Origin of the sequence: Rouxiella badensis, assembly GCF_002093665.1 — a bacterium.
GTDB lineage: Bacteria > Pseudomonadota > Gammaproteobacteria > Enterobacterales > Enterobacteriaceae > Rouxiella > Rouxiella badensis.
The window spans coordinates 30,824-48,464 of sequence record NZ_MRWE01000022.1 but is presented as its reverse complement, the minus strand read 5'-3'; the positions used below and the strand labels follow the sequence as shown (position 1 = coordinate 48,464).

At 53.5% G+C, this 17,641-nt stretch carries 19 protein-coding genes; 9 read left to right on the top strand and 10 right to left on the bottom strand.

Annotation, left to right across the window (positions count from 1 at the left end; genetic code table 11):
* Positions 1–48 precede the first annotated feature (48 nt).
* The 4 genes from glpX (at position 49) to tpiA (ending at position 3,459) form a co-directional block, all read left to right on the top strand.
* On the top strand, positions 49–1,059 hold the full coding sequence (glpX, locus tag BS640_RS13880) for a class II fructose-bisphosphatase (protein ID WP_017491046.1): 1,011 nt from the start codon (positions 49–51) through the stop codon (positions 1,057–1,059).
* Positions 1,060–1,176: 117 nt separating this feature from the next.
* A complete protein-coding gene (gene fpr, locus BS640_RS13875) occupies positions 1,177–1,923 on the top strand; it encodes a ferredoxin--NADP(+) reductase (protein WP_017491045.1) in 747 nt (248 codons plus the stop codon).
* 26 nt (positions 1,924–1,949) lie between these two features.
* On the top strand, positions 1,950–2,552 hold the full coding sequence (locus BS640_RS13870) for a DUF1454 family protein (RefSeq protein ID WP_017491044.1): 603 nt from the start codon (positions 1,950–1,952) through the stop codon (positions 2,550–2,552).
* A gap of 142 nt (positions 2,553–2,694) precedes the next feature.
* Positions 2,695–3,459: a triose-phosphate isomerase gene (gene tpiA, locus BS640_RS13865; protein ID WP_084912780.1), complete on the top strand. Its 765-nt coding sequence runs from the start codon at positions 2,695–2,697 to the stop codon at positions 3,457–3,459.
* Positions 3,460–3,543: 84 nt separating this feature from the next.
* On the opposite strand, the gene BS640_RS13860 is transcribed toward tpiA, so the two are convergent.
* The 3 genes from BS640_RS13860 to cpxP form a co-directional block, all read right to left on the bottom strand.
* Positions 3,544–4,533 (bottom strand): sulfate ABC transporter substrate-binding protein, encoded by a 990-nt coding sequence (locus tag BS640_RS13860; RefSeq protein WP_017491042.1) that lies wholly within the window; start codon positions 4,531–4,533, stop codon positions 3,544–3,546.
* Positions 4,534–4,715: 182 nt separating this feature from the next.
* Positions 4,716–5,678 (bottom strand): 6-phosphofructokinase, encoded by a 963-nt coding sequence (gene pfkA / locus BS640_RS13855; protein ID WP_017491041.1) that lies wholly within the window; start codon positions 5,676–5,678, stop codon positions 4,716–4,718.
* A 469-nt stretch (positions 5,679–6,147) separates the two neighbouring features.
* A complete protein-coding gene (gene cpxP / locus BS640_RS13850; RefSeq protein WP_026110414.1) occupies positions 6,148–6,639 on the bottom strand; it encodes a cell-envelope stress modulator CpxP in 492 nt (163 codons plus the stop codon).
* A gap of 150 nt (positions 6,640–6,789) precedes the next feature.
* On the opposite strand from cpxP, the gene cpxR reads away from it, so the two are divergent.
* From cpxR to trmL, 3 genes are read left to right on the top strand one after another with little or no spacing between them, the layout of a single operon-like run.
* Complete coding sequence (cpxR, locus tag BS640_RS13845) at positions 6,790–7,491, top strand: envelope stress response regulator transcription factor CpxR (RefSeq protein ID WP_017491039.1); 702 nt, start codon at positions 6,790–6,792, stop codon at positions 7,489–7,491.
* The gene (gene cpxA, locus BS640_RS13840; protein ID WP_017491038.1) at positions 7,488–8,858 is read left to right on the top strand and encodes an envelope stress sensor histidine kinase CpxA; all 1,371 of its coding nucleotides are present in this window, start codon (positions 7,488–7,490) and stop codon (positions 8,856–8,858) included. The genes cpxR and cpxA overlap by 4 nt, the downstream gene beginning before the upstream one ends.
* A 47-nt stretch (positions 8,859–8,905) precedes the next feature.
* Positions 8,906–9,394, top strand: a complete 489-nt coding sequence (gene trmL, locus BS640_RS13835; RefSeq protein ID WP_017491037.1) for a tRNA (uridine(34)/cytosine(34)/5-carboxymethylaminomethyluridine(34)-2'-O)-methyltransferase TrmL — start codon at positions 8,906–8,908, stop codon at positions 9,392–9,394.
* A gap of 54 nt (positions 9,395–9,448) precedes the next feature.
* Here the strand turns inward: trmL and cysE are convergent, their stop codons facing one another.
* The 5 genes from cysE to BS640_RS13810 form a co-directional block, all read right to left on the bottom strand.
* Complete coding sequence (cysE, locus tag BS640_RS13830) at positions 9,449–10,267, bottom strand: serine O-acetyltransferase (RefSeq protein ID WP_017491036.1); 819 nt, start codon at positions 10,265–10,267, stop codon at positions 9,449–9,451.
* Positions 10,268–10,356: 89 nt separating this feature from the next.
* A complete protein-coding gene (gpsA, locus tag BS640_RS13825) occupies positions 10,357–11,376 on the bottom strand; it encodes an NAD(P)H-dependent glycerol-3-phosphate dehydrogenase (RefSeq protein WP_084912779.1) in 1,020 nt (339 codons plus the stop codon).
* Entirely contained in the window at positions 11,376–11,846 is a 471-nt protein-coding gene (gene secB / locus BS640_RS13820; protein ID WP_017491034.1) for a protein-export chaperone SecB, read from the bottom strand. Before secB ends, gpsA begins: the two co-directional genes overlap by 1 nt.
* A gap of 71 nt (positions 11,847–11,917) precedes the next feature.
* Positions 11,918–12,166 (bottom strand): glutaredoxin 3, encoded by a 249-nt coding sequence (gene grxC / locus BS640_RS13815; protein WP_017491033.1) that lies wholly within the window; start codon positions 12,164–12,166, stop codon positions 11,918–11,920.
* Between the two features lie 41 nt (positions 12,167–12,207).
* Positions 12,208–12,639: a rhodanese-like domain-containing protein gene (locus tag BS640_RS13810; protein ID WP_017491032.1), complete on the bottom strand. Its 432-nt coding sequence runs from the start codon at positions 12,637–12,639 to the stop codon at positions 12,208–12,210.
* A gap of 326 nt (positions 12,640–12,965) precedes the next feature.
* Between BS640_RS13810 and envC the strand changes: the two genes are divergently transcribed.
* Both envC and BS640_RS13800 read left to right on the top strand, forming a co-directional pair.
* Complete coding sequence (envC, locus tag BS640_RS13805) at positions 12,966–14,228, top strand: murein hydrolase activator EnvC (RefSeq protein ID WP_084912778.1); 1,263 nt, start codon at positions 12,966–12,968, stop codon at positions 14,226–14,228.
* 2 nt (positions 14,229–14,230) lie between these two features.
* On the top strand, positions 14,231–15,184 hold the full coding sequence (locus BS640_RS13800; protein ID WP_084912777.1) for a divergent polysaccharide deacetylase family protein: 954 nt from the start codon (positions 14,231–14,233) through the stop codon (positions 15,182–15,184).
* On the opposite strand, the gene tdh is transcribed toward BS640_RS13800, so the two are convergent.
* Positions 15,168–16,190, bottom strand: coding sequence for an L-threonine 3-dehydrogenase (tdh, locus tag BS640_RS13795; protein WP_017491029.1), 1,023 nt, complete (start codon positions 16,188–16,190; stop codon positions 15,168–15,170). The two genes, BS640_RS13800 and tdh, sit on opposite strands and share 17 nt — an antisense overlap.
* A 73-nt stretch (positions 16,191–16,263) precedes the next feature.
* The gene (locus BS640_RS13790; protein WP_017491028.1) at positions 16,264–17,457 is read right to left on the bottom strand and encodes a glycine C-acetyltransferase; all 1,194 of its coding nucleotides are present in this window, start codon (positions 17,455–17,457) and stop codon (positions 16,264–16,266) included.
* Between the last annotated feature and the right edge of the window lie 184 nt (positions 17,458–17,641).

The following is a 17,641-nucleotide window of genomic DNA, read 5'->3' as shown; positions in this document are numbered from 1 at the left end:
GATGAGCCTCTGCTCACCGCCCTCATTTTTCTTAAAACGGATTTATCCATGAAACGTGAATTAGCTATCGAGTTCTCCCGCGTGACAGAAGCTGCTGCACTTGCCGGTTACAAATGGCTGGGGCGTGGCGACAAAAATCTTGCTGACAACGCCGCCGTGCAGGCCATGCGCATCACGCTGAATACGCTGGACATTGCCGGTGAAATTGTGATCGGTGAAGGCGAGATTGATGAAGCGCCGATGCTGTATATCGGAGAAAAAGTAGGAACAGGCAACGGGGATGCCGTCGATATCGCCGTCGATCCGATTGAAGGCACGCGTATGACCGCCATGGGTCAGGGAAATGCGGTGGCCGTACTGGCGGTTGGTGACAAAGGCTCGTTTCTGAATGCACCTGATATGTACATGGAAAAGCTGGTCGTCGGACCCGCTGCAAGAGGATGCATTGATCTCGACCTGCCGCTGGCCGACAACCTGCGCAACATTGCTGTAGCGCTTAATAAACCACTGACCGAGCTGACGGTTTCCATTCTGGCCAAACCACGCCACGACGAGATTATCCGCGAGCTGCACACGCTTGGCGTGCGCGTATTTGCCTTCCCGGACGGCGACGTAGCGGCCACTATCCTGACCTGCCTGCCAGAGAGCGAGGTCGACGTAATGTACGGCATCGGCGGCGCACCGGAAGGGGTGATTTCAGCGGCGGTGATCCGTGCGCTGGACGGCGATATGCAGGGCCGCCTGCTGGCGAGGCATCGCGTTAAAGGCGACACGCCGGAGAACCGTCGTCTGGGCGAAAACGAGCTGTCTCGCTGCCAGCAAATGGGCATCGAGGAGGGTAAAGTCCTGCTGCTTGGCGACATGGCTCGCAACGATAACGTCATTTTTTCTGCCACCGGTATTACCCAGGGCGACCTGCTCGCTGGCATCAGCCGTCAGGGTAATCTGGCGACCACCGAGACCTTGGTTATCCGCGGTAAATCGCGCACTGTGCGCCGTATTCGCTCGACGCATTCTCTGGACCGTAAAGACCCGGCACTGCACGAATTCATCCTCTGATAGCCCTTATCAGGTCGTTGTCGCCACGGCCTGATAACATTTAATCGATAATCCTTCTGCAAAATATGGAATAAGATCAGCCGGTAATTTCAATCCTACCAAGTGGAGAGAGAGTCGATGGCAGAATGGGTAACGGGTAAAGTAACAAGAGTGGAGCACTGGACGGACAGTCTGTTCAGCATCGTCGTTAATGCGCCTATCAATGACTTTACCGCCGGGCAGTACGCCAAACTCTCGCTGGAAATAGACGGTGAACGCGTGACGCGCGCCTACTCTTTTGTGAACGCGCCGAGCAACCCGAATCTCGAGTTTTATCTGGTCAATGTCCCGGAAGGCAAACTCAGCCCACGCATTCACGAAATGCAGCCTGGCGCTGAAATCATGATAACTAAAGAGTCGCAGGGCTTTTTCGTCATTGATGAAATCCCCGAGTGCGACACCCTGTGGATGCTGGCAACCGGTACGGCCATTGGCCCATATCTGGCTATCCTTCAGGAAGGAAAAGGGTTAGAACGTTTCAAAAATATCGTGCTGGTCCACGCCGCACGCTTCTCGCGCGATTTAAGCTATCTGCCGCTCATGCAGCAGCTGCAACAACGTTATGACGGCAAGCTGCACATTCAGACGGTCGTCAGCCGCGAAGAAACCCCAGGCTCGCTAACAGGCCGTGTTCCTGCGCTGATTGAAGACGGTACGCTTGAGGCCGCCGTGGGTCTGAAGATGGACGCCAACGACAGCCATATTATGCTGTGCGGCAACCCGCAGATGGTTCGCGACACGCAGCAGGTTCTCAAAGACACACGTGAGATGCGCAAGCACTTGCGCAGAAAACCGGGCCATATGACCAGCGAGCACTACTGGTAAACTATGCAAAATAAAAGAACACAGTTATGAAAAGAACCCTCCCCCTGCGCCTGGCGTCAGCTCTGCTGATGCTGACTCTCGGTGGCGGGGTGGCTTTTGCCGATCCGCCCCCCGATCATCAGGCCGCCGAAGAACAACCTAAAGCGCCTTATCTGATGCCGGGCGCGCCGACGTTTGAAATGACGCTGGTGAGTTTTCGCGAGAAATATAATATCGCTAATCCGACGCAGCCAATCGGTGAGTTTCGCGCCATCGCTGACCAACCCGAGAATGCCCTGCTAACGCGTGCAGCCAGCAAGATTAACGAGGACCTGTATGCCTCGACTGCGCTCGAGAAAGGCACCGGTAAAATCAAAAGTATGCAGATAACCTACATGCCGATTCAGGGCCCCGACGCCAAGGCCGCACATGCCACGGCAATCAGCTATATGGCGAACGTTATCCGCGAATTTGACCCGACCCTGTCGGTCGATCAGAGCGTTGCAAAAGTGAACAGCCTGATTGATAAAGGCAAGGGGATGGCGTTCTACCAGCAACAGGTCGGCGCGGTGCGCTACGTAATTTCAGACAACGGAGAGAAAGGGCTGACCCTCGCGGTTGAACCGGTCAAACTAGCGTTGGCTAACTAGTCATTTATAAATGTTAATACCCTGCGTATTTGACGAAAAGCAAAGCCTTTGTAATTGATACTCTCTATACTGTTGTGCAGTTTATCTGCCCTTTCGGCAGAAATTTCAATCGACACTCGCGTCCCCTTATGGAGTAAATAAAATGCGACATCCATTAGTGATGGGTAACTGGAAACTGAACGGCAGCACTCATATGGTTAATGAGCTGATTGCCGCCTTGCGTACCGAGTTGAGCACCGTTGAAGGCTGTGGCGTTGCCATCGCTCCGCCGGAAGTCTATCTGTCACAGGCGAAACACGCCCTGTCCGGTAGCCGCATCGCTCTGGGTGCCCAGAACGTTGACACCAACCTGTCTGGCGCTTTCACCGGTGAAATTTCTGCTGAAATGCTGAAAGATATTGGCGCTAAATACATCATTATCGGCCACTCTGAGCGTCGTACTTATCATAAAGAAAGCGACGAGTTCATTGCCAAAAAATTCGGCGTGCTGAAAGACGCGGGTCTGATCCCGGTTCTGTGCATCGGTGAAACCGAAGCCGAAAACGAAGCAGGCCAGACTGAGGCTGTTTGTGCGAAACAACTCGACGCCGTGCTGAATACTCTGGGCGCGAAAGCCTTCGAAGGCGCAGTTGTTGCCTACGAGCCAGTGTGGGCTATCGGTACCGGCAAATCAGCGACCCCGGCGCAGGCTCAGGCAGTTCACAAGTTCATTCGCGACCACATCGCCAAGCAAGACGCTGCCGTGGCCAAGCAAGTGATCATCCAGTACGGCGGTTCCGTTAACGCGGGCAACGCCGCAGAGCTGTTCACCCAGCCAGACATCGACGGTGCACTGGTCGGCGGCGCGTCACTGAAGGCCGACGCCTTTGCCGTGATAGTAAAAGCCGCAGCAGCGGCTAAAGCCTGATTGCCGCATCTCGATTAACGTCGAGGTCCGTTTGAGGCATAAAAAAACCCCGCACTGCGGGGTTTTTTATTGTCAGCCTGACAATCAGCGCTTGTTAACCTGGTCGTAGATGCCACCGTTAGCAAACTGTTCTTTCTGTGCGTTGGTCCAGCCACCGGCAACCTGCTCGACGGTATACAGCTTGATAGCTGGGAACTGAGAGGCAAACTTCTTGGCAACCTCAGGATCGCGCGGACGATAGTAGTTCTGTGCGGCGATAGTCTGCCCTTCCGGGGAATAGAGATATTTCAGATAGGCGTCGGCGACGTCGCGAGTTCCGCGTTTATCGACCACTTTATCCACCACAGAAACGCTCGGTTCAGCCAGAATAGATTCGCTCGGATAGATAACCTCGAACTTGCCTTTCCCCAGTTTCTGGTCTGCCAGAATCGCATCGTTTTCCCATGAAATCAGTACATCACCGATCCCACGTTCGACGAAAGTATTGGTCGCACCGCGTGCGCCGGAATCTTGAACTTCAACGTTTTTAAACAGAGCGCGCAGGAAATCGGTCGCCTTGGCTTTGTCGTTGTTATTGTGATGCAGTGCGTAACCCCAGGCCGCCAGGTAGTTCCAGCGAGCGCCACCCGATGTTTTCGGGTTAGGAGTAATGACCGACACGCCCGGTTTAATCAAATCATTCCAGTCGTGGATGCCCTTAGGATTACCCTTGCGAACCAAAAACACGATGGTTGAGGTGTAAGGCGCAGAATTATCCGGCAGGCGAGTTTCCCAGTTTTTAGCGATACGACCACGATCGGCGATAGCATCAACGTCGGACTGCAGCGCCAGCGTGACTACGTCGGCATCGATGCCATTAATAACCGACGTCGCCTGTGAGCCTGAACCGCCGTGGGACTGGCGTACGGTCACGTTGTCGCCGGTTTTAGCCAACCAATATTTGCTGAAGGCTTTGTTGTAATCCTGATAAAGCTCACGCGTTGGGTCATAGGACACGTTCAGAATCTGAATATCTTTGGCCATTGCTCCGGCGGTCACCAACAGTAGTGCCAACCCTACTCCCAATTTACGCATGCGCTTCTCCCAGCAAATATTTTTTATGTGGATAGATTCATTGAATCAGAGTGATAAAGCCTGCCAGAGAAAGACGGATGTATTAAAGAATAAAAACTTTCTTGCTATTCCATTTGGAAATATAAAGCCATGGGCATAAAAAAAGCCTTCACAATGAAGGCTTTAATCGAGTGGCGAGGCGATTAGTAGAGTTTTTTCGCCGTTTCCCACATCTCGGTTTTGAACGGACGTTTCATGTTCTCGATAGCATCGATGATGTCATGATGAACCAGCTTCTCGTTTTGTACGCCGACGCAGCGCCCACCGTAGCCCTGCAACAGAAGCTCGATGGAATAGGCACCCATGCGAGATGCCAGAATGCGGTCGTAGGCGCAAGGTGCACCACCGCGCTGAATGTGGCCCAGCACAGTTGCGCGCGTTTCGCGTTTGGTTTCGGTTTCGATGTGGCGCGCCAAATCAGCGATGTCGCAGATGTGTTCAGTGATGGCGACAATGGCGTGTTTCTTGCCTTTGGCGATACCGGCACGGATCTCTTCAACCAGATCGTCGCGGTTAAATTCGACTTCAGGAATGACGATGAACTCACAGCCACCGGCGATGGCCGCAGACAGGGTCAGATCACCGCAGTAACGCCCCATGACTTCGACAATGGAAATACGCTGGTGAGAAGATGAGGTATCGCGCAGGCGGTCAATGGCCTCAACCACGGTTTCAAGCGCGGTGAAATAACCGATAGTGTAGTCGGTGCCCGCGACGTCATTATCGATAGTGCCTGGCAAACCGATACAGGGGAAACCCATTTCGGTCAGACGTTTTGCCCCCATGTAGGAGCCGTCACCGCCAATAACAACCAGCGCATCAATACCGCGCTTTTTCATGTTCTCGATGGCTTTGCCGCGTACGGCTTCATCACGAAATTCAGGGAAGCGCGCAGAACCCAGGAAGGTGCCGCCGCGATTGATCACATCCGATACGCTGTAGCGGTCAAGCTGCTCCATGCGATCTTCATAAAGTCCGAGGTAGCCGTCGTAAACACCGAAAACCTCCAGGCCTTCAGTGAGCGCTGCGCGAACAACGCCGCGTATCGCCGCATTCATGCCGGGGGCGTCGCCACCACTTGTCAGTACACCGATTTTTTTGATCATGACTACCTCTGAACTTTTAGATGCAATTTCTTAAGAATTCTTGAGCATACCCGCCGCAAAACCGGCCCTATCAGGGCGAAAAATCGGGCTATAAGCCTGGATACTCAAATCATATAACAAAATGCTTAAACGAAATTGATTCAGGTCACCTGAGATCGCAATTCCGTTTTGTTCAACGCAATTTACTCACAGCTTCTGATTATACAGCCCTCTCGTGACAAACCTTAGATGGAAATTGTCGTAATCTGAGAAAGACCGCGTTTTATTGAGCATTGAACCCTATATCTTAAGGATAGCATTGTTCATCAATACATCTGACTGATAATGCAACAAATACGCAACATTTATTCCCAACCAGAGGTTATCTCTGGACAAAAAAAAGCCCCGCCAAAAGGCGGGGAAAGACAGGGATGGTGTCTATGGCAAGGAAAAGATGCTATTTACTCTGACTACTCGCCCTGGCGGGCGTTTACTCGGTACTCATTGTCTTCAGGGGTGAAGTCGGTTGTACGCCAGACACCTGCGCGGCGAGTTGCTCCATACGCTGCTCGTGTTTCTGATTTAATACTTCTTTCTGTGCGGGCGTTAGCAGGTTAAACATCAGGTTACGAATACGCGCCATTTCAACCTGGCGGTCTACCTGTTCCTGCGCTATTTTCTCAGCCTGTGCTCGGACGGCTGCCTGATCGAAACTGCGTGCGGTCACCAGCTCGTGCATGGTTTCCATTTGCTTTAAGTTAATCTGCGGTGAGTCTTTTCGTGCCTGATGCATCAGATCACGCATTTGTTGGCGTTGCTGTTCGGTTAAATTAATTCCATCGAACATCGTATTACGCCTATCCAACATATTGCCATCATGAGCTAAAGTATCTGCAGGCATAGATTTAGCGCTTTCTGCCAACGCAACACTTGAACTAAGTGTCAGCATTGAGGCCATAATCATTGCAGCTACCTTACACATCACGAACTCCTAATATTTTTTCGCTTCACGCGAATGATTGAAAAGCAGTCTAACCCTGGAGCTGCAAACTAGCGTCAGTGCTTGTAAAACTACGTAAAGTCATGGAATAGCGGCAATTGATGACGTATTTTGCGTCTAGAGGTAAACACAATGAATAAAATTTTGTTAGTTGATGATGACCGTGAACTGACTTCTCTTTTGAAAGAGCTGCTCGAGATTGAAGGATTTAGCGTTGTGGTCGCCTACGATGGCGAACAGGCGCTCGAAAAACTGGACAGCAGCATCGGCTTGCTGCTGCTGGACGTCATGATGCCGAAGAAAAACGGCATCGAAACCTTGAAAGAATTGCGCCAGCGCCATCAGACGCCGGTTATTATGCTGACAGCGCGCGGAAGCGAGCTGGATAAGGTGCTGGGCCTTGAACTAGGCGCAGACGACTACTTGCCTAAGCCGTTTAACGATCGCGAGCTGGTTGCACGCATACGCGCCATGCTGCGCCGTTCCAACTGGAGCGAACAACAGCAGGCGGGCGAAACCAATAGCTCCCCAACGCTCGAAGTCGACGGATTGCAGCTCAATCCGGGCCGTCAGGAAGCCAGCTTCGGCGGGCAGCCACTCGACCTCACCGGCACCGAGTTTACCCTGCTGTACCTGCTGGCCAAACATCTGGGTCAGGTGGTCTCACGCGAACATCTCAGCCAAGAAGTGCTGGGCAAACGCCTCACGCCTTTTGACCGCGCCATTGACATGCACATTTCCAACCTGCGCCGCAAACTGCCAGACCGTCAGGACGGTCATCCGTGGTTTAAAACCCTGCGTGGACGCGGCTATCTGATGGTATCCGCTACATGATCAACAGCCTTACCGCGCGTATTTTTGCCATTTTCTGGTTCACGCTCGCGCTGGTTCTTATGTTGGTTTTGATGGTTCCGAAGCTCGACTCACGTCAACTGACCCCGCTGCTCGACAGTGAGCAGCGTCAGGGGCTGATGATTGAACAACACGTCGAAGCGGAACTTGCAGGCGATCCGGCCAACGACCTGATGTGGTGGCGCAGGCTTTTTCGCGCCATCGATAAATGGGCACCACCGGGTCAACGCCTGTTGCTGGTCACCAGTGAAGGTCGGGTGATCGGCGCACAGCGTAATGAAATGCAGATCGTACGTAACTTTATCGGCCAGTCCGACAACTCGGACAGGCCGAAGAAAAAGAAATATGGCCGCGTCGAGATGGTTGGGCCGTTCGCCGTACGCGACGGGGAAGACAACTACCAGCTTTATCTGATTCGTCCTGCGGGCAGTGCGCAGTCCGACTTCATCAACCTGATGTTTGACCGGCCGCTGCTGCTGCTGATAGTCACCATGTTAATAAGTTCCCCTCTTCTGCTTTGGTTGGCCTGGAGCCTCGCCAAGCCCGCACGTAAACTGAAAAACGCGGCGGACGACGTAGCGCGCGGCAACCTCAAGCAGCACCCTGAACTTGAGGCAGGTCCGCAGGAGTTTCTCGCCACCGGCGCCAGCTTTAACCAGATGGTGAGTGCACTAGAGAGGATGGTGACGGCGCAGCAGCGGCTGATTTCCGACATTTCCCACGAGCTGCGCACGCCGCTGACGCGCTTGCAGCTTGCCACGGCCCTGATGCGTCGCCGCCACGGCGAAGGCAAAGAGTTGCAGCGTATCGAGATGGAGGCCCAGCGTCTGGACGGTATGATTAACGACCTGCTGGTGCTGTCGCGCAGCCAGCACAAAAATGAGCTGACCCGCGAACTCCTAAAGGCCAACGAGCTGTGGGCCGATGTTATCGATAACGCTCAGTTCGAAGCCGAGCAGGTAGGCAAAACCCTCGAAGTTACCGCCCCTCCGGGCCCGTGGAAACTGGTAGGGAATCCTAATGCACTCGACAGTGCGTTGGAGAATATCGTGCGCAACGCGCTGCGCTATTCGCACCATCACATCGCGGTAAACTTTACTGCCGACGGTGATGGGATCACGATTATGGTCGATGACGACGGTCCGGGCGTGAGTGAGGAGGATCGCGAACAGATTTTCCGTCCTTTCTACCGTACCGACGAAGCCCGTGACCGTGAATCTGGCGGAACAGGGCTCGGCCTCGCCATCGTCGAAACGGCGGTTCAGCAGCACCGTGGCTGGGTAAGAGCCGAAGACAGCCCACTGGGAGGTCTACGTCTGATTATCTGGCTGCCGCTGCAGCAACGCTAAGATTCTGCTATTCTGCGTCCCTCAAGAGACAGAGGGGCGCAGTTCGCATGCTTAATATCGTTTTATTTGAACCAGAAATCCCACCTAACACCGGCAACATCATTAGGCTCTGTGCCAACACCGGCTGTCAGTTACACCTGATTAAACCCATGGGCTTTGCCTGGGACGACAAGCGTCTTCGTCGCGCCGGTCTGGACTATCACGAATTCACCGACATCAAGCATCATGATAACTATGAGGCTTTTCTCGCCAGCGAAAATCCCGGCCGACTGTTCGCCCTGACAACCAAAGGTACGCCAGCGCACAGCGCCGTATCTTATCAGGACAATGACTATCTGCTGTTTGGCCCCGAAAGCCGTGGCCTGCCGGCGACGATTCTGGATAGTCTTCCGCCGCAGCAAAAAATCCGAATTCCGATGCAGCCGGACAGTCGCAGTATGAACCTGTCGAATGCGGTTTCAGTGGTGGTGTATGAGGCGTGGCGTCAGCTAGGGTATCCGGGCGCGGTCATCAAAGAACTGCCTAAAGACGCCTGATCCGCTTGTGAACGGTGTTGAGACGGCACGCGAACGCATGCCGTTGAAATCGTATCAGATACCGTCGCCGAACTCGAAACCTTGAGTCCCGTTGAAGTATTGGTTCATATCCATCGAAGGCTTTTCGCTCTCTGGACGACCCACGATTCTGGCCGGAACGCCTGCAGCGGTAACGTGCGCCGGAACTGACTGCAATACGACCGAGTTAGCGCCAATCTTGGCACCGGCACCGACCTCGATATTGCCGAGAATTTTTGCCCCCGCGCCAATCATCACCCCTTCGCGAATTTTAGGATGGCGATCGCCAACCGTCTTGCCGGTACCGCCCAGCGTAACCGATTGCAGGATAGATACGTCATTTTCCACTACGGCGGTTTCACCAATGACGATACCGGTTGCGTGGTCGAGCATGATACCGCAGCCGATGCGTGCCGCAGGGTGGATGTCTACGCCGAAAGTCACGGAGATCTGATTCTGGAAGTAAATTGCCAGCGCCTGGCGGTCCTGTTTCCACAGCCAGTTACCAATGCGGTAGGCCTGCAATGCATGGAAGCCTTTCAGGTACAGCAACGGGGTTGAATACTTGTCTACGGCCGCGTCACGCGAGTGTACGGCGAGGATATCGCGGGCAGCGGACAGGGTCATCTGCTCGTCGTTGCGGTAGGCTTCTTCAACCACTTCACGGATAGCGATAGCCGGCATGATTGGGCTACCGAGCTTGTTGGCCAGAATGTAACTCAGCGCGCTGCCAAGATTCTCGTGTTTGAGTAATGTCGCATGGAAAAAGCTTGCCAGCATAGGTTCACACTCAGCCAGCGCACGCGCTTCTGATTTAATGCTATTCCAGACTAGTTCCAGTTCTTCTGACGACATCATCATTCCTTACAGCAAATTAAATTAAGGCCTGCAACAGAGAATAGCAATCCACCGGCTTGTTCCGCCGGTGGATTAAAACTTGCGGTTTAGCGGCTGCCCGACTCGTCTTTACTGGCGCGAGCCAATAGGTCGGTTGCGGCTTCACGCGCGTCTTTACCGTTATACAGCACCTGAAAGATTTGTTCGGTAATAGGCATTTCAACGTTAAAACGCTGCGCCAAAGCGCGAACTTCCTTGGTATTGCGGTAACCTTCAACCACCTGACCAATCTTGTCCTGAGCGCTCTGAACGTCGAGACCTTGCCCCAGCATAATACCGAAACGACGGTTGCGAGATTGATTATCTGTGCAGGTTAACACCAAATCGCCCAATCCTGCCATGCCCATAAACGTCGACGGGGAAGCCCCTAACGCCGAGCCCAAACGGCTCATTTCGGCCAGTCCACGAGTAATAAGTGCGGTACGCGCATTGGCACCAAACCCGATACCATCAGACATGCCTGCGCCGATAGCAATCACGTTTTTCACCGCACCGCCGAGCTGAACACCGATAAAATCGGGGTTGCTGTAGACACGGAAGCTTTTGCCACAGTGCAGCAGTTGCTGAAGGTCCTCACCAAACTGAGCATTGGTCGAGGCCAGCGCAATCGCCGTCGGCATGCCAGCGGCAAGCTCTTTTGCGAAAGTTGGACCTGAAACGACGGCCAGCGGGATGTCATCACCCAGCTCTTCACGGGCCACGTCCTGCAACAGGCGACCGGTTTCGGCCTCAAGGCCTTTGGTCGCCCAGACGATGCGAGCATCGGCGCGTAAGAACGGCTTGATTTGGCGTAGCACATCACCGAAAACGTGGCTCGGCACCACAACCAGCACGTCACGACTCGCGGCAATCGCGTTCGAGAGGTCGGTTTCGAGGATAAGCGTATCGGGGAAGGTGACGTCAGGCAGAAATGCCTGGTTACAGCGCGCGGCCTGGAGTGCCTGGATGTGAGCAGCGTTATGCCCCCACAGCACAACCGGGTGGCCATTTCTGGCGAGGGTAATGGCTAAAGCGGTGCCGTACGAGCCGGCACCGATAACGGTCATTGAAGCATTGACAGTTTTCATCAGGCATCCTGATGTGGCTGTGCACCTTCGCTTTCCGCCTGCTGTTGCAGATAATTCATGAACAGGGCGTCAAAGTTTACCGGTGCCAGATTAAGTTGCGGGAAAGTACCGCGTGAAACCAGGCTGGTGATGCACTCACGCGCATAAGGGAACAGGATGTTCGGACAGTATGCGCCCAGGCAATGTGCCATTTGAGTACCATCAATGCCTTCGATAGAGAAGATACCGCCCTGCTGAACTTCACACAGGAATGCAGTTTCTTCCGCTACAGAAGCGGTCACGGTCACACGCAGGACAACTTCGAATACGCCTTCAGCCAGTTGGCTAGAAGCAGTATCCAGATCCAGTTTAATCTCTGGCTCCCACTCTTTCTGGAAAACTTGTGGTGCATTTGGAGCTTCAAAAGAGATGTCTTTGGTATAAATACGTTGGATCTGGAAAGTCATCTCGGTGTTGTTCTGTTCTGACATGAAAGTAGTACCCTTAAGTTAATAATAAGCCTTCAAAACACCCGCCCTTGCGCGCAGTTGCGCTTCCCTCGTTAAATCAGAGGATCAAGACCACCGCGGGCATCAAGTGCATGTAAATCATCGCATCCACCGATGTGCTGACCGTCGATGAATACCTGAGGAACCGTCGTACGGCCGCTGCGCGCGATCATCACCTCACGCTTTTCGGCGTCACCATCGATAGCAATTTCGTCAAAGGCTGCGCCCTTGCTGTTGAGCAAGGCTTTAGCACGATGGCAATAAGGACAAGTCGCTTTGGTGAAAATTTCAATCTTAGCCATATTGCACCTCGGAATCATGGAGTGAAGATAGGGAATATTCTTTACTTGCCGCGTGCCAGTGGCAGGTTCTCGCCGCTCCAGCCTGCGATACCTTCTTTAAGGCTGTAAACGCGTTCAAAACCGGCGTTTACCAGGCCCTCTGCGGCTAAACGGGAAGTCTGGCCGTTAGCACAAACAACAATCACCGGCAGTGCCTTGTTCTTGGCAAGCTCGCCCAGGTTGTTGCTTTTGATATCTGCGCTGAGCAGATTCACTGAAGTCGAAATGTGACCTTTACGGAACTCTTCGCGAGCACGAACATCGACAACCACAGCTTCTTCTTTATTGATCAGACGTGTTGCTTCACCGCGAGTGATTTCTTTAACTTTTGAGAAACGAGCTCGAACAGTCGTGAAAATCACCGCAATCAGCAGTGCAACCCACGCCAGGCTCAGAACCGGGTGCGCGCTAACGAATGGCATAATATCTTGCATGGGGTGTAACAACTCCCGTTAGTTAAGGGGAAATTCAAGGCTCACGAGTATACCCTGCGTCTTGCGCAATTACAGCCCGAATGCGCCGCCAATTACCATAAACTGCGGCACATCCCGAAAAAATCAAGGGGGGTCCAGAGAAAATATTTCCAAACATTGCGTTTCATTAAACCAATGTTTATTCACTGACAGGCAGCCTATAACGCACTATCTTGAATGATGCTGGCGAAGTTTTTTGTTTTCGCATCATGTTGTTGATTAGTGTTACGATAAAGCCAACAGGGATCAAATTGTCTCTCATCTTGGGTCGACAAGCGGAAAAAAGTTTGAGCAAATCTATCTATTTCAGTTTGATGAGAAAAGTTCTTACCGGTTCAGCACTGCTAGTCTGCGGCGCGATACTGGTTCAGCCACGGTTCAGCCTGGCCGATGACAACAAGGACCAACTCAAGAACATTCAGCAAAGCATTGCTGAAAAAGAAAAAAGCGTTAAGGCTCAAAAGCTGCAACGTGGATCTCTGCTCGACCAGCTCCAGTCTCAGGAAAAGATCATCGCTGCCGCCAGCCGCAAGCTGCGCGACACTCAGCTGACCCTTTCAGGCCTCAATAAAGACATTGCCAGCCTGAATGCCTCAATCGACAAACTCCAAAAACAGCAGAAGACGCAGGAAGCCTTGCTCGCGAAACAGCTCGACGCGGCCTTCCGCCTCGGCAAACAAAGCGGACTTCAGCTGATCTTTGGCGGCGAAGAGAGCCAACGCAGCGAACGTATGCTGGCCTACTTCAGCTACTTCAATCAGGCGCGACAAAAGAATATCGACGATCTGAAAAAGACGCGCAGTGACCTCGCCTCCCAGCGCATCACGCTGCAATCCAAACAGGTACAGCAGAAATCGGCGCTTTCAGATCAGCAAACTCAGCAGCAGAAACTCGAACAGGCGCGTGTAGCGAGGCAGAAAACGCTTACCTCGCTCGAGTCGTCATTACAGAAAGACGAGCAAAGCCTGGTCGTTCTGCGGGCTAACCAGACCCGCCTGCAGGATAAAATTGCCGCCGCAGAACGCGCCGCTCGCGCCCGCGCCGAGCAGGAAGCGCGTGAAGCCGCCGCCGTTCGGGCGAAAGAACAGCAGGCTAAATCGAAGGGTTCCACCTATAAGCCAACGCAGAGCGAGCAATCGCTGGTGTCACGCACAGGCGGCCTGGGTCGCCCTGCGGGACAAGACCTCTGGCCGGTACGCGGTAGCACGCTGCATCAGTTTGGCGAACAGCTACAGGGGGAACTGCGTTACAAAGGTATTGTTATTGCCGCTCGCGAGGGCAGCGATGTAAGAGCCATCGCCGATGGACGCGTGCTACTGGCAGACTGGTTGCAGGGTTATGGTCTGGTTGTCGTGGTAGACCACGGCCGAGGAGACATGAGCCTGTATGGATATAACCAGAGCGCACTGGTGAACGTGGGTGATCAGGTGAAAGCCGGTCAGCCGATTGCACAAGTGGGCACCAGTGGCGGTCAAGGTCAGCCTTCCCTTTACTTCGAAATTCGTCGTCAGGGTCAGGCCGTTAACCCACTGCCGTGGTTGGGAAGATAACATTGCGATATAAAAAGAGACGTTTAGCGACGTTATGCGGCGCGTTGGTATTTACGCTGAATGTTCAGGCAGCCAAACTGGCCATTCTGTTTGACGACTTTGGTTACCAGGCGAAAAACGAGAATCAGGTGCTGAAAATGCCGATTAACGTATCGGTGGCCATTTTTCCGAACGCGCCCGACTCGCAGCAGATGATGGAGAAGGCCCACCAGCAGGGCCGCGAAATCCTGATCCATCTCCCGATGCAGCCTATCAGCAAACAACCTCTAGAAAAGAATACCCTGACCCCCGACATGAGCAGCCAAGAGGTCAAACGTATCGTTGACCAGGCGATTGCCAGCATTCCTTATGCCGTGGGCATCAATAATCATCAGGGCAGCAAGATGACCTCTAGCCTGAGTGGTATGCAAAACGTCATGCAGGCGATGGCGCCGCATCATCTGTTCTTCCTCGATAGCATGACTATCGCAGGCACCAAGTCGGTTCAGGCGGCGCAGGGCACCTCTGTTAAAGTTATTAAACGAAACGTCTTCCTGGATGATGTACAAAACGACGCCGAAATTCGCCATCAGTTTGACCGCGCAATTGCCTTAGCGCGCCGTAATGGTTTCGCCATTGCCATCGGGCATCCGCATCCGACTACCGTGGCGGTGGTACAGCAAGAGCTGGCGCATCTTCCGCCAGACATCCAGTTGGTTCGGCCAAGTGACTTGCTTAATGCGACCGTGAGCCGTGACCCACGGCCAGTGCCGATGCCTGCGCCGGCGAAACCGGCCAAGCCGAAACCGCCTAAAGCGAAGGGGATTCGAACCTGTCCGGTAACACAGCCGGTGCCACAGGTTTACGCCGGAGCACTGTTTAGCGTGCTGGGCGACAGTATTAAAAACTCGCCAGTGGTCAGCTTTATCGAGCGTCAATGGACCGATTGGGGCAAGTCCCCTACCAGTTCAAAATAACTTTGCCCGATTGACCAGAACGCATGGCATCGAAACCCTGCTGAAACTCATCGATATCAAAATGGTGAGTGATCAGCGGGGTAAGATCCAATCCTGATTGCACCAGCGCCGCCATCTTGTACCAGGTTTCAAACATTTCACGCCCGTAAATCCCCTTGATGAACAATCCTTTGAAAATAACCTGATTCCAGTCGATCGACATATCCGACGGCGGAATGCCTAGCAGCGCGATGCGCCCCCCGTGGTTCATGGCGTTAAGCATGGTGCGAAACGCCGGCGGCGCGCCCGACATCTCTAGCCCAACGTCAAAGCCCTCCGTCATCCCCAATTCGGCCATCACGGTGGTCAAATTCTCCTTGCTGACGTTGACTGCGCGCGTGACGCCCATCTTGCGCGCAAGGTCGAGGCGATACTCGTTCATGTCGGTAATCACCACATGACGTGCACCGACGTGACGGCAAATCGCCGCCGCCATGATGCCGATAGGCCCCGCGCCGCACACCAGAACGTCTTCGCCGACCAGATCAAACGACAGCGCGGTGTGCACCGCATTGCCGAATGGATCAAAGATGGCCGCTAAATCGTCGGAAATGTTGTCAGGGATTTTGAAGCCGTTAAAGGCAGGAATAACCAGATACTCGGCGAAAGCGCCGGCGCGATTGACGCCTACGCCCTGGGTATTGCGGCAAAGATGAGTACGTCCGCCGCGACAGTTTCGGCAATGTCCGCAGGTGATATGCCCCTCACCCGATACGCGATCGCCAATATTGAAACCTTTGACCTCCTGCCCGATGGCCACCACCTCGCCCACATACTCATGGCCGACCACCATGGGCACTGGGATGGTCTTCTGTGACCATTCATCCCAGTTATAAATGTGTACGTCCGTACCGCAGATTGCCGTTTTGCGGATCTTTATCATGATATCGTTGTGACCCAACTCCGGGACCGGTGCTTCGGTCATCCAGATACCCTGTTTAGGAAAAAGCTTGGCCAATGCTTTCATAAAAAATTCCTTAGTTATTCGCGCCAACTGTTATTAATCATTCAAAACGAATCTTGCTCACTTCTCGCATTCATTACAGAACCCCCAACTCCTTACCAGTGCTGATAAAGGCGGCGATGGCCTGTTCAATATCCTCGGTGCTGTGAGCGGCTGACATCTGTGTGCGGATACGCGCCTGACCGCGTGGCACAACGGGGAAGAAGAAACCGGTGGCGAAAATGCCCTTCTGCTGCAAGCTGCTGGCAAACTTCTGTGCCAACTGAGCATCGCCCAGCATCACAGGGATGATTGCGTGGTCGGCACCGGCAAGCTGGAATCCGGCCTCGGCCATCTTGTGGCGGAACAGTCTGGCGTTGTCCCACAACCGTTGACGCAGTTCGCCGCCGTGCTCAAGCAGGTCCAGCACCGCCAGCGACGCGCAGACAATCGAAGGTGCCAACGAGTTGGAAAACAGATACGGCCTCGAACGCTGACGCAGCCATTCGACCACCTCTTTGCGGGCCGCCGTATACCCGCCGGACGCCCCTCCCATCGCCTTCCCGAGCGTGCCGGTGATGATGTCAACCCGCCCCATCACCTCGCAATATTCATGGCTACCGCGCCCTTCTTTACCGACAAACCCTACCGCGTGGGAATCATCTACCATCACTAGCGCATCAAATTCCTCGGCGAGGTCACAGATGCCACGCAGATTGGCAATAACGCCATCCATAGAAAATACGCCGTCGGTCGCGACCAGAATGTGACGTGCGCCGGCGGACTTCGCCTGCTCGAGGCACGTTCTCAACTCGGCCATGTCATTATTGGCATAGCGATACCGCTGCGCCTTGCACAGGCGAACGCCGTCAATGATTGAGGCATGATTAAGCGCATCAGAAATGATGGCGTCCTCTGCGCCGAGCAGCGTTTCGAACAGGCCGCCGTTGGCATCAAAACAAGAGGAATAGAGGATAGCGTCCTCCATGCCTAAAAATTCGGCCAGTCTGTTTTCGAGATCTTTGTGAATGTTTTGAGTACCACAGATAAAACGCACAGAAGCCATGCCGAAACCATGCTGGTCCATGCCCTGCTTGGCTGCGTTGATGACCTGTGGATGATTTGCCAAACCCAGATAGTTGTTGGCGCAAAAATTGAGTGCCTGGCTGCCGTCAGCGAGGGTGACCCGCGCCTGTTGCGCCGAGGTAAGGATACGTTCCTGTTTAAAGAGTCCTTCCGAACGTGCCTGAGCGAGCTCGTCTTCCAACCGACGATAGAATAAAGCCGACATGAGATTATCTCCTGAAATAACGTATTCAACAGAGAGACTACTAACTGAGCGACATAATAACGAGGGATCGGGCAGGGAAATGTTAATTCTGTAGCATATGTCACGGGAAGACATAGGCTTTTGCATTCTGAGACTAATCAGATAGCTTACCAATGTGACTGCGCTGATGAAGTGGTATGATATG

Excerpts from the sequence above, each read along its gene's own strand:
- BS640_RS13790 (WP_017491028.1), bottom strand. The coding sequence starts at position 17,457 with ATGTCGGCTTTATTCTATCGTCGGTTGGAAGACGAGCTCGCTCAGGCA.
- fpr (WP_017491045.1), top strand. The coding sequence starts at position 1,177 with ATGGCAGAATGGGTAACGGGTAAAGTAACAAGAGTGGAGCACTGGACG.
- cpxP (WP_026110414.1), bottom strand. The coding sequence starts at position 6,639 with ATGTGTAAGGTAGCTGCAATGATTATGGCCTCAATGCTGACACTTAGT.
- secB (WP_017491034.1), bottom strand. The coding sequence starts at position 11,846 with ATGTCAGAACAGAACAACACCGAGATGACTTTCCAGATCCAACGTATT.
- pfkA (WP_017491041.1), bottom strand. The coding sequence starts at position 5,678 with ATGATCAAAAAAATCGGTGTACTGACAAGTGGTGGCGACGCCCCCGGC.
- BS640_RS13810 (WP_017491032.1), bottom strand. The coding sequence starts at position 12,639 with ATGCAAGATATTATGCCATTCGTTAGCGCGCACCCGGTTCTGAGCCTG.
- cpxA (WP_017491038.1), top strand. The coding sequence starts at position 7,488 with ATGATCAACAGCCTTACCGCGCGTATTTTTGCCATTTTCTGGTTCACG.
- gpsA (WP_084912779.1), bottom strand. The coding sequence starts at position 11,376 with ATGAAAACTGTCAATGCTTCAATGACCGTTATCGGTGCCGGCTCGTAC.
- cysE (WP_017491036.1), bottom strand. The coding sequence starts at position 10,267 with ATGTCGTCAGAAGAACTGGAACTAGTCTGGAATAGCATTAAATCAGAA.
- glpX (WP_017491046.1), top strand. The coding sequence starts at position 49 with ATGAAACGTGAATTAGCTATCGAGTTCTCCCGCGTGACAGAAGCTGCT.
- tpiA (WP_084912780.1), top strand. The coding sequence starts at position 2,695 with ATGCGACATCCATTAGTGATGGGTAACTGGAAACTGAACGGCAGCACT.
- grxC (WP_017491033.1), bottom strand. The coding sequence starts at position 12,166 with ATGGCTAAGATTGAAATTTTCACCAAAGCGACTTGTCCTTATTGCCAT.
- cpxR (WP_017491039.1), top strand. The coding sequence starts at position 6,790 with ATGAATAAAATTTTGTTAGTTGATGATGACCGTGAACTGACTTCTCTT.
- tdh (WP_017491029.1), bottom strand. The coding sequence starts at position 16,190 with ATGAAAGCATTGGCCAAGCTTTTTCCTAAACAGGGTATCTGGATGACC.
- BS640_RS13860 (WP_017491042.1), bottom strand. The coding sequence starts at position 4,533 with ATGCGTAAATTGGGAGTAGGGTTGGCACTACTGTTGGTGACCGCCGGA.
- BS640_RS13870 (WP_017491044.1), top strand. The coding sequence starts at position 1,950 with ATGAAAAGAACCCTCCCCCTGCGCCTGGCGTCAGCTCTGCTGATGCTG.
- trmL (WP_017491037.1), top strand. The coding sequence starts at position 8,906 with ATGCTTAATATCGTTTTATTTGAACCAGAAATCCCACCTAACACCGGC.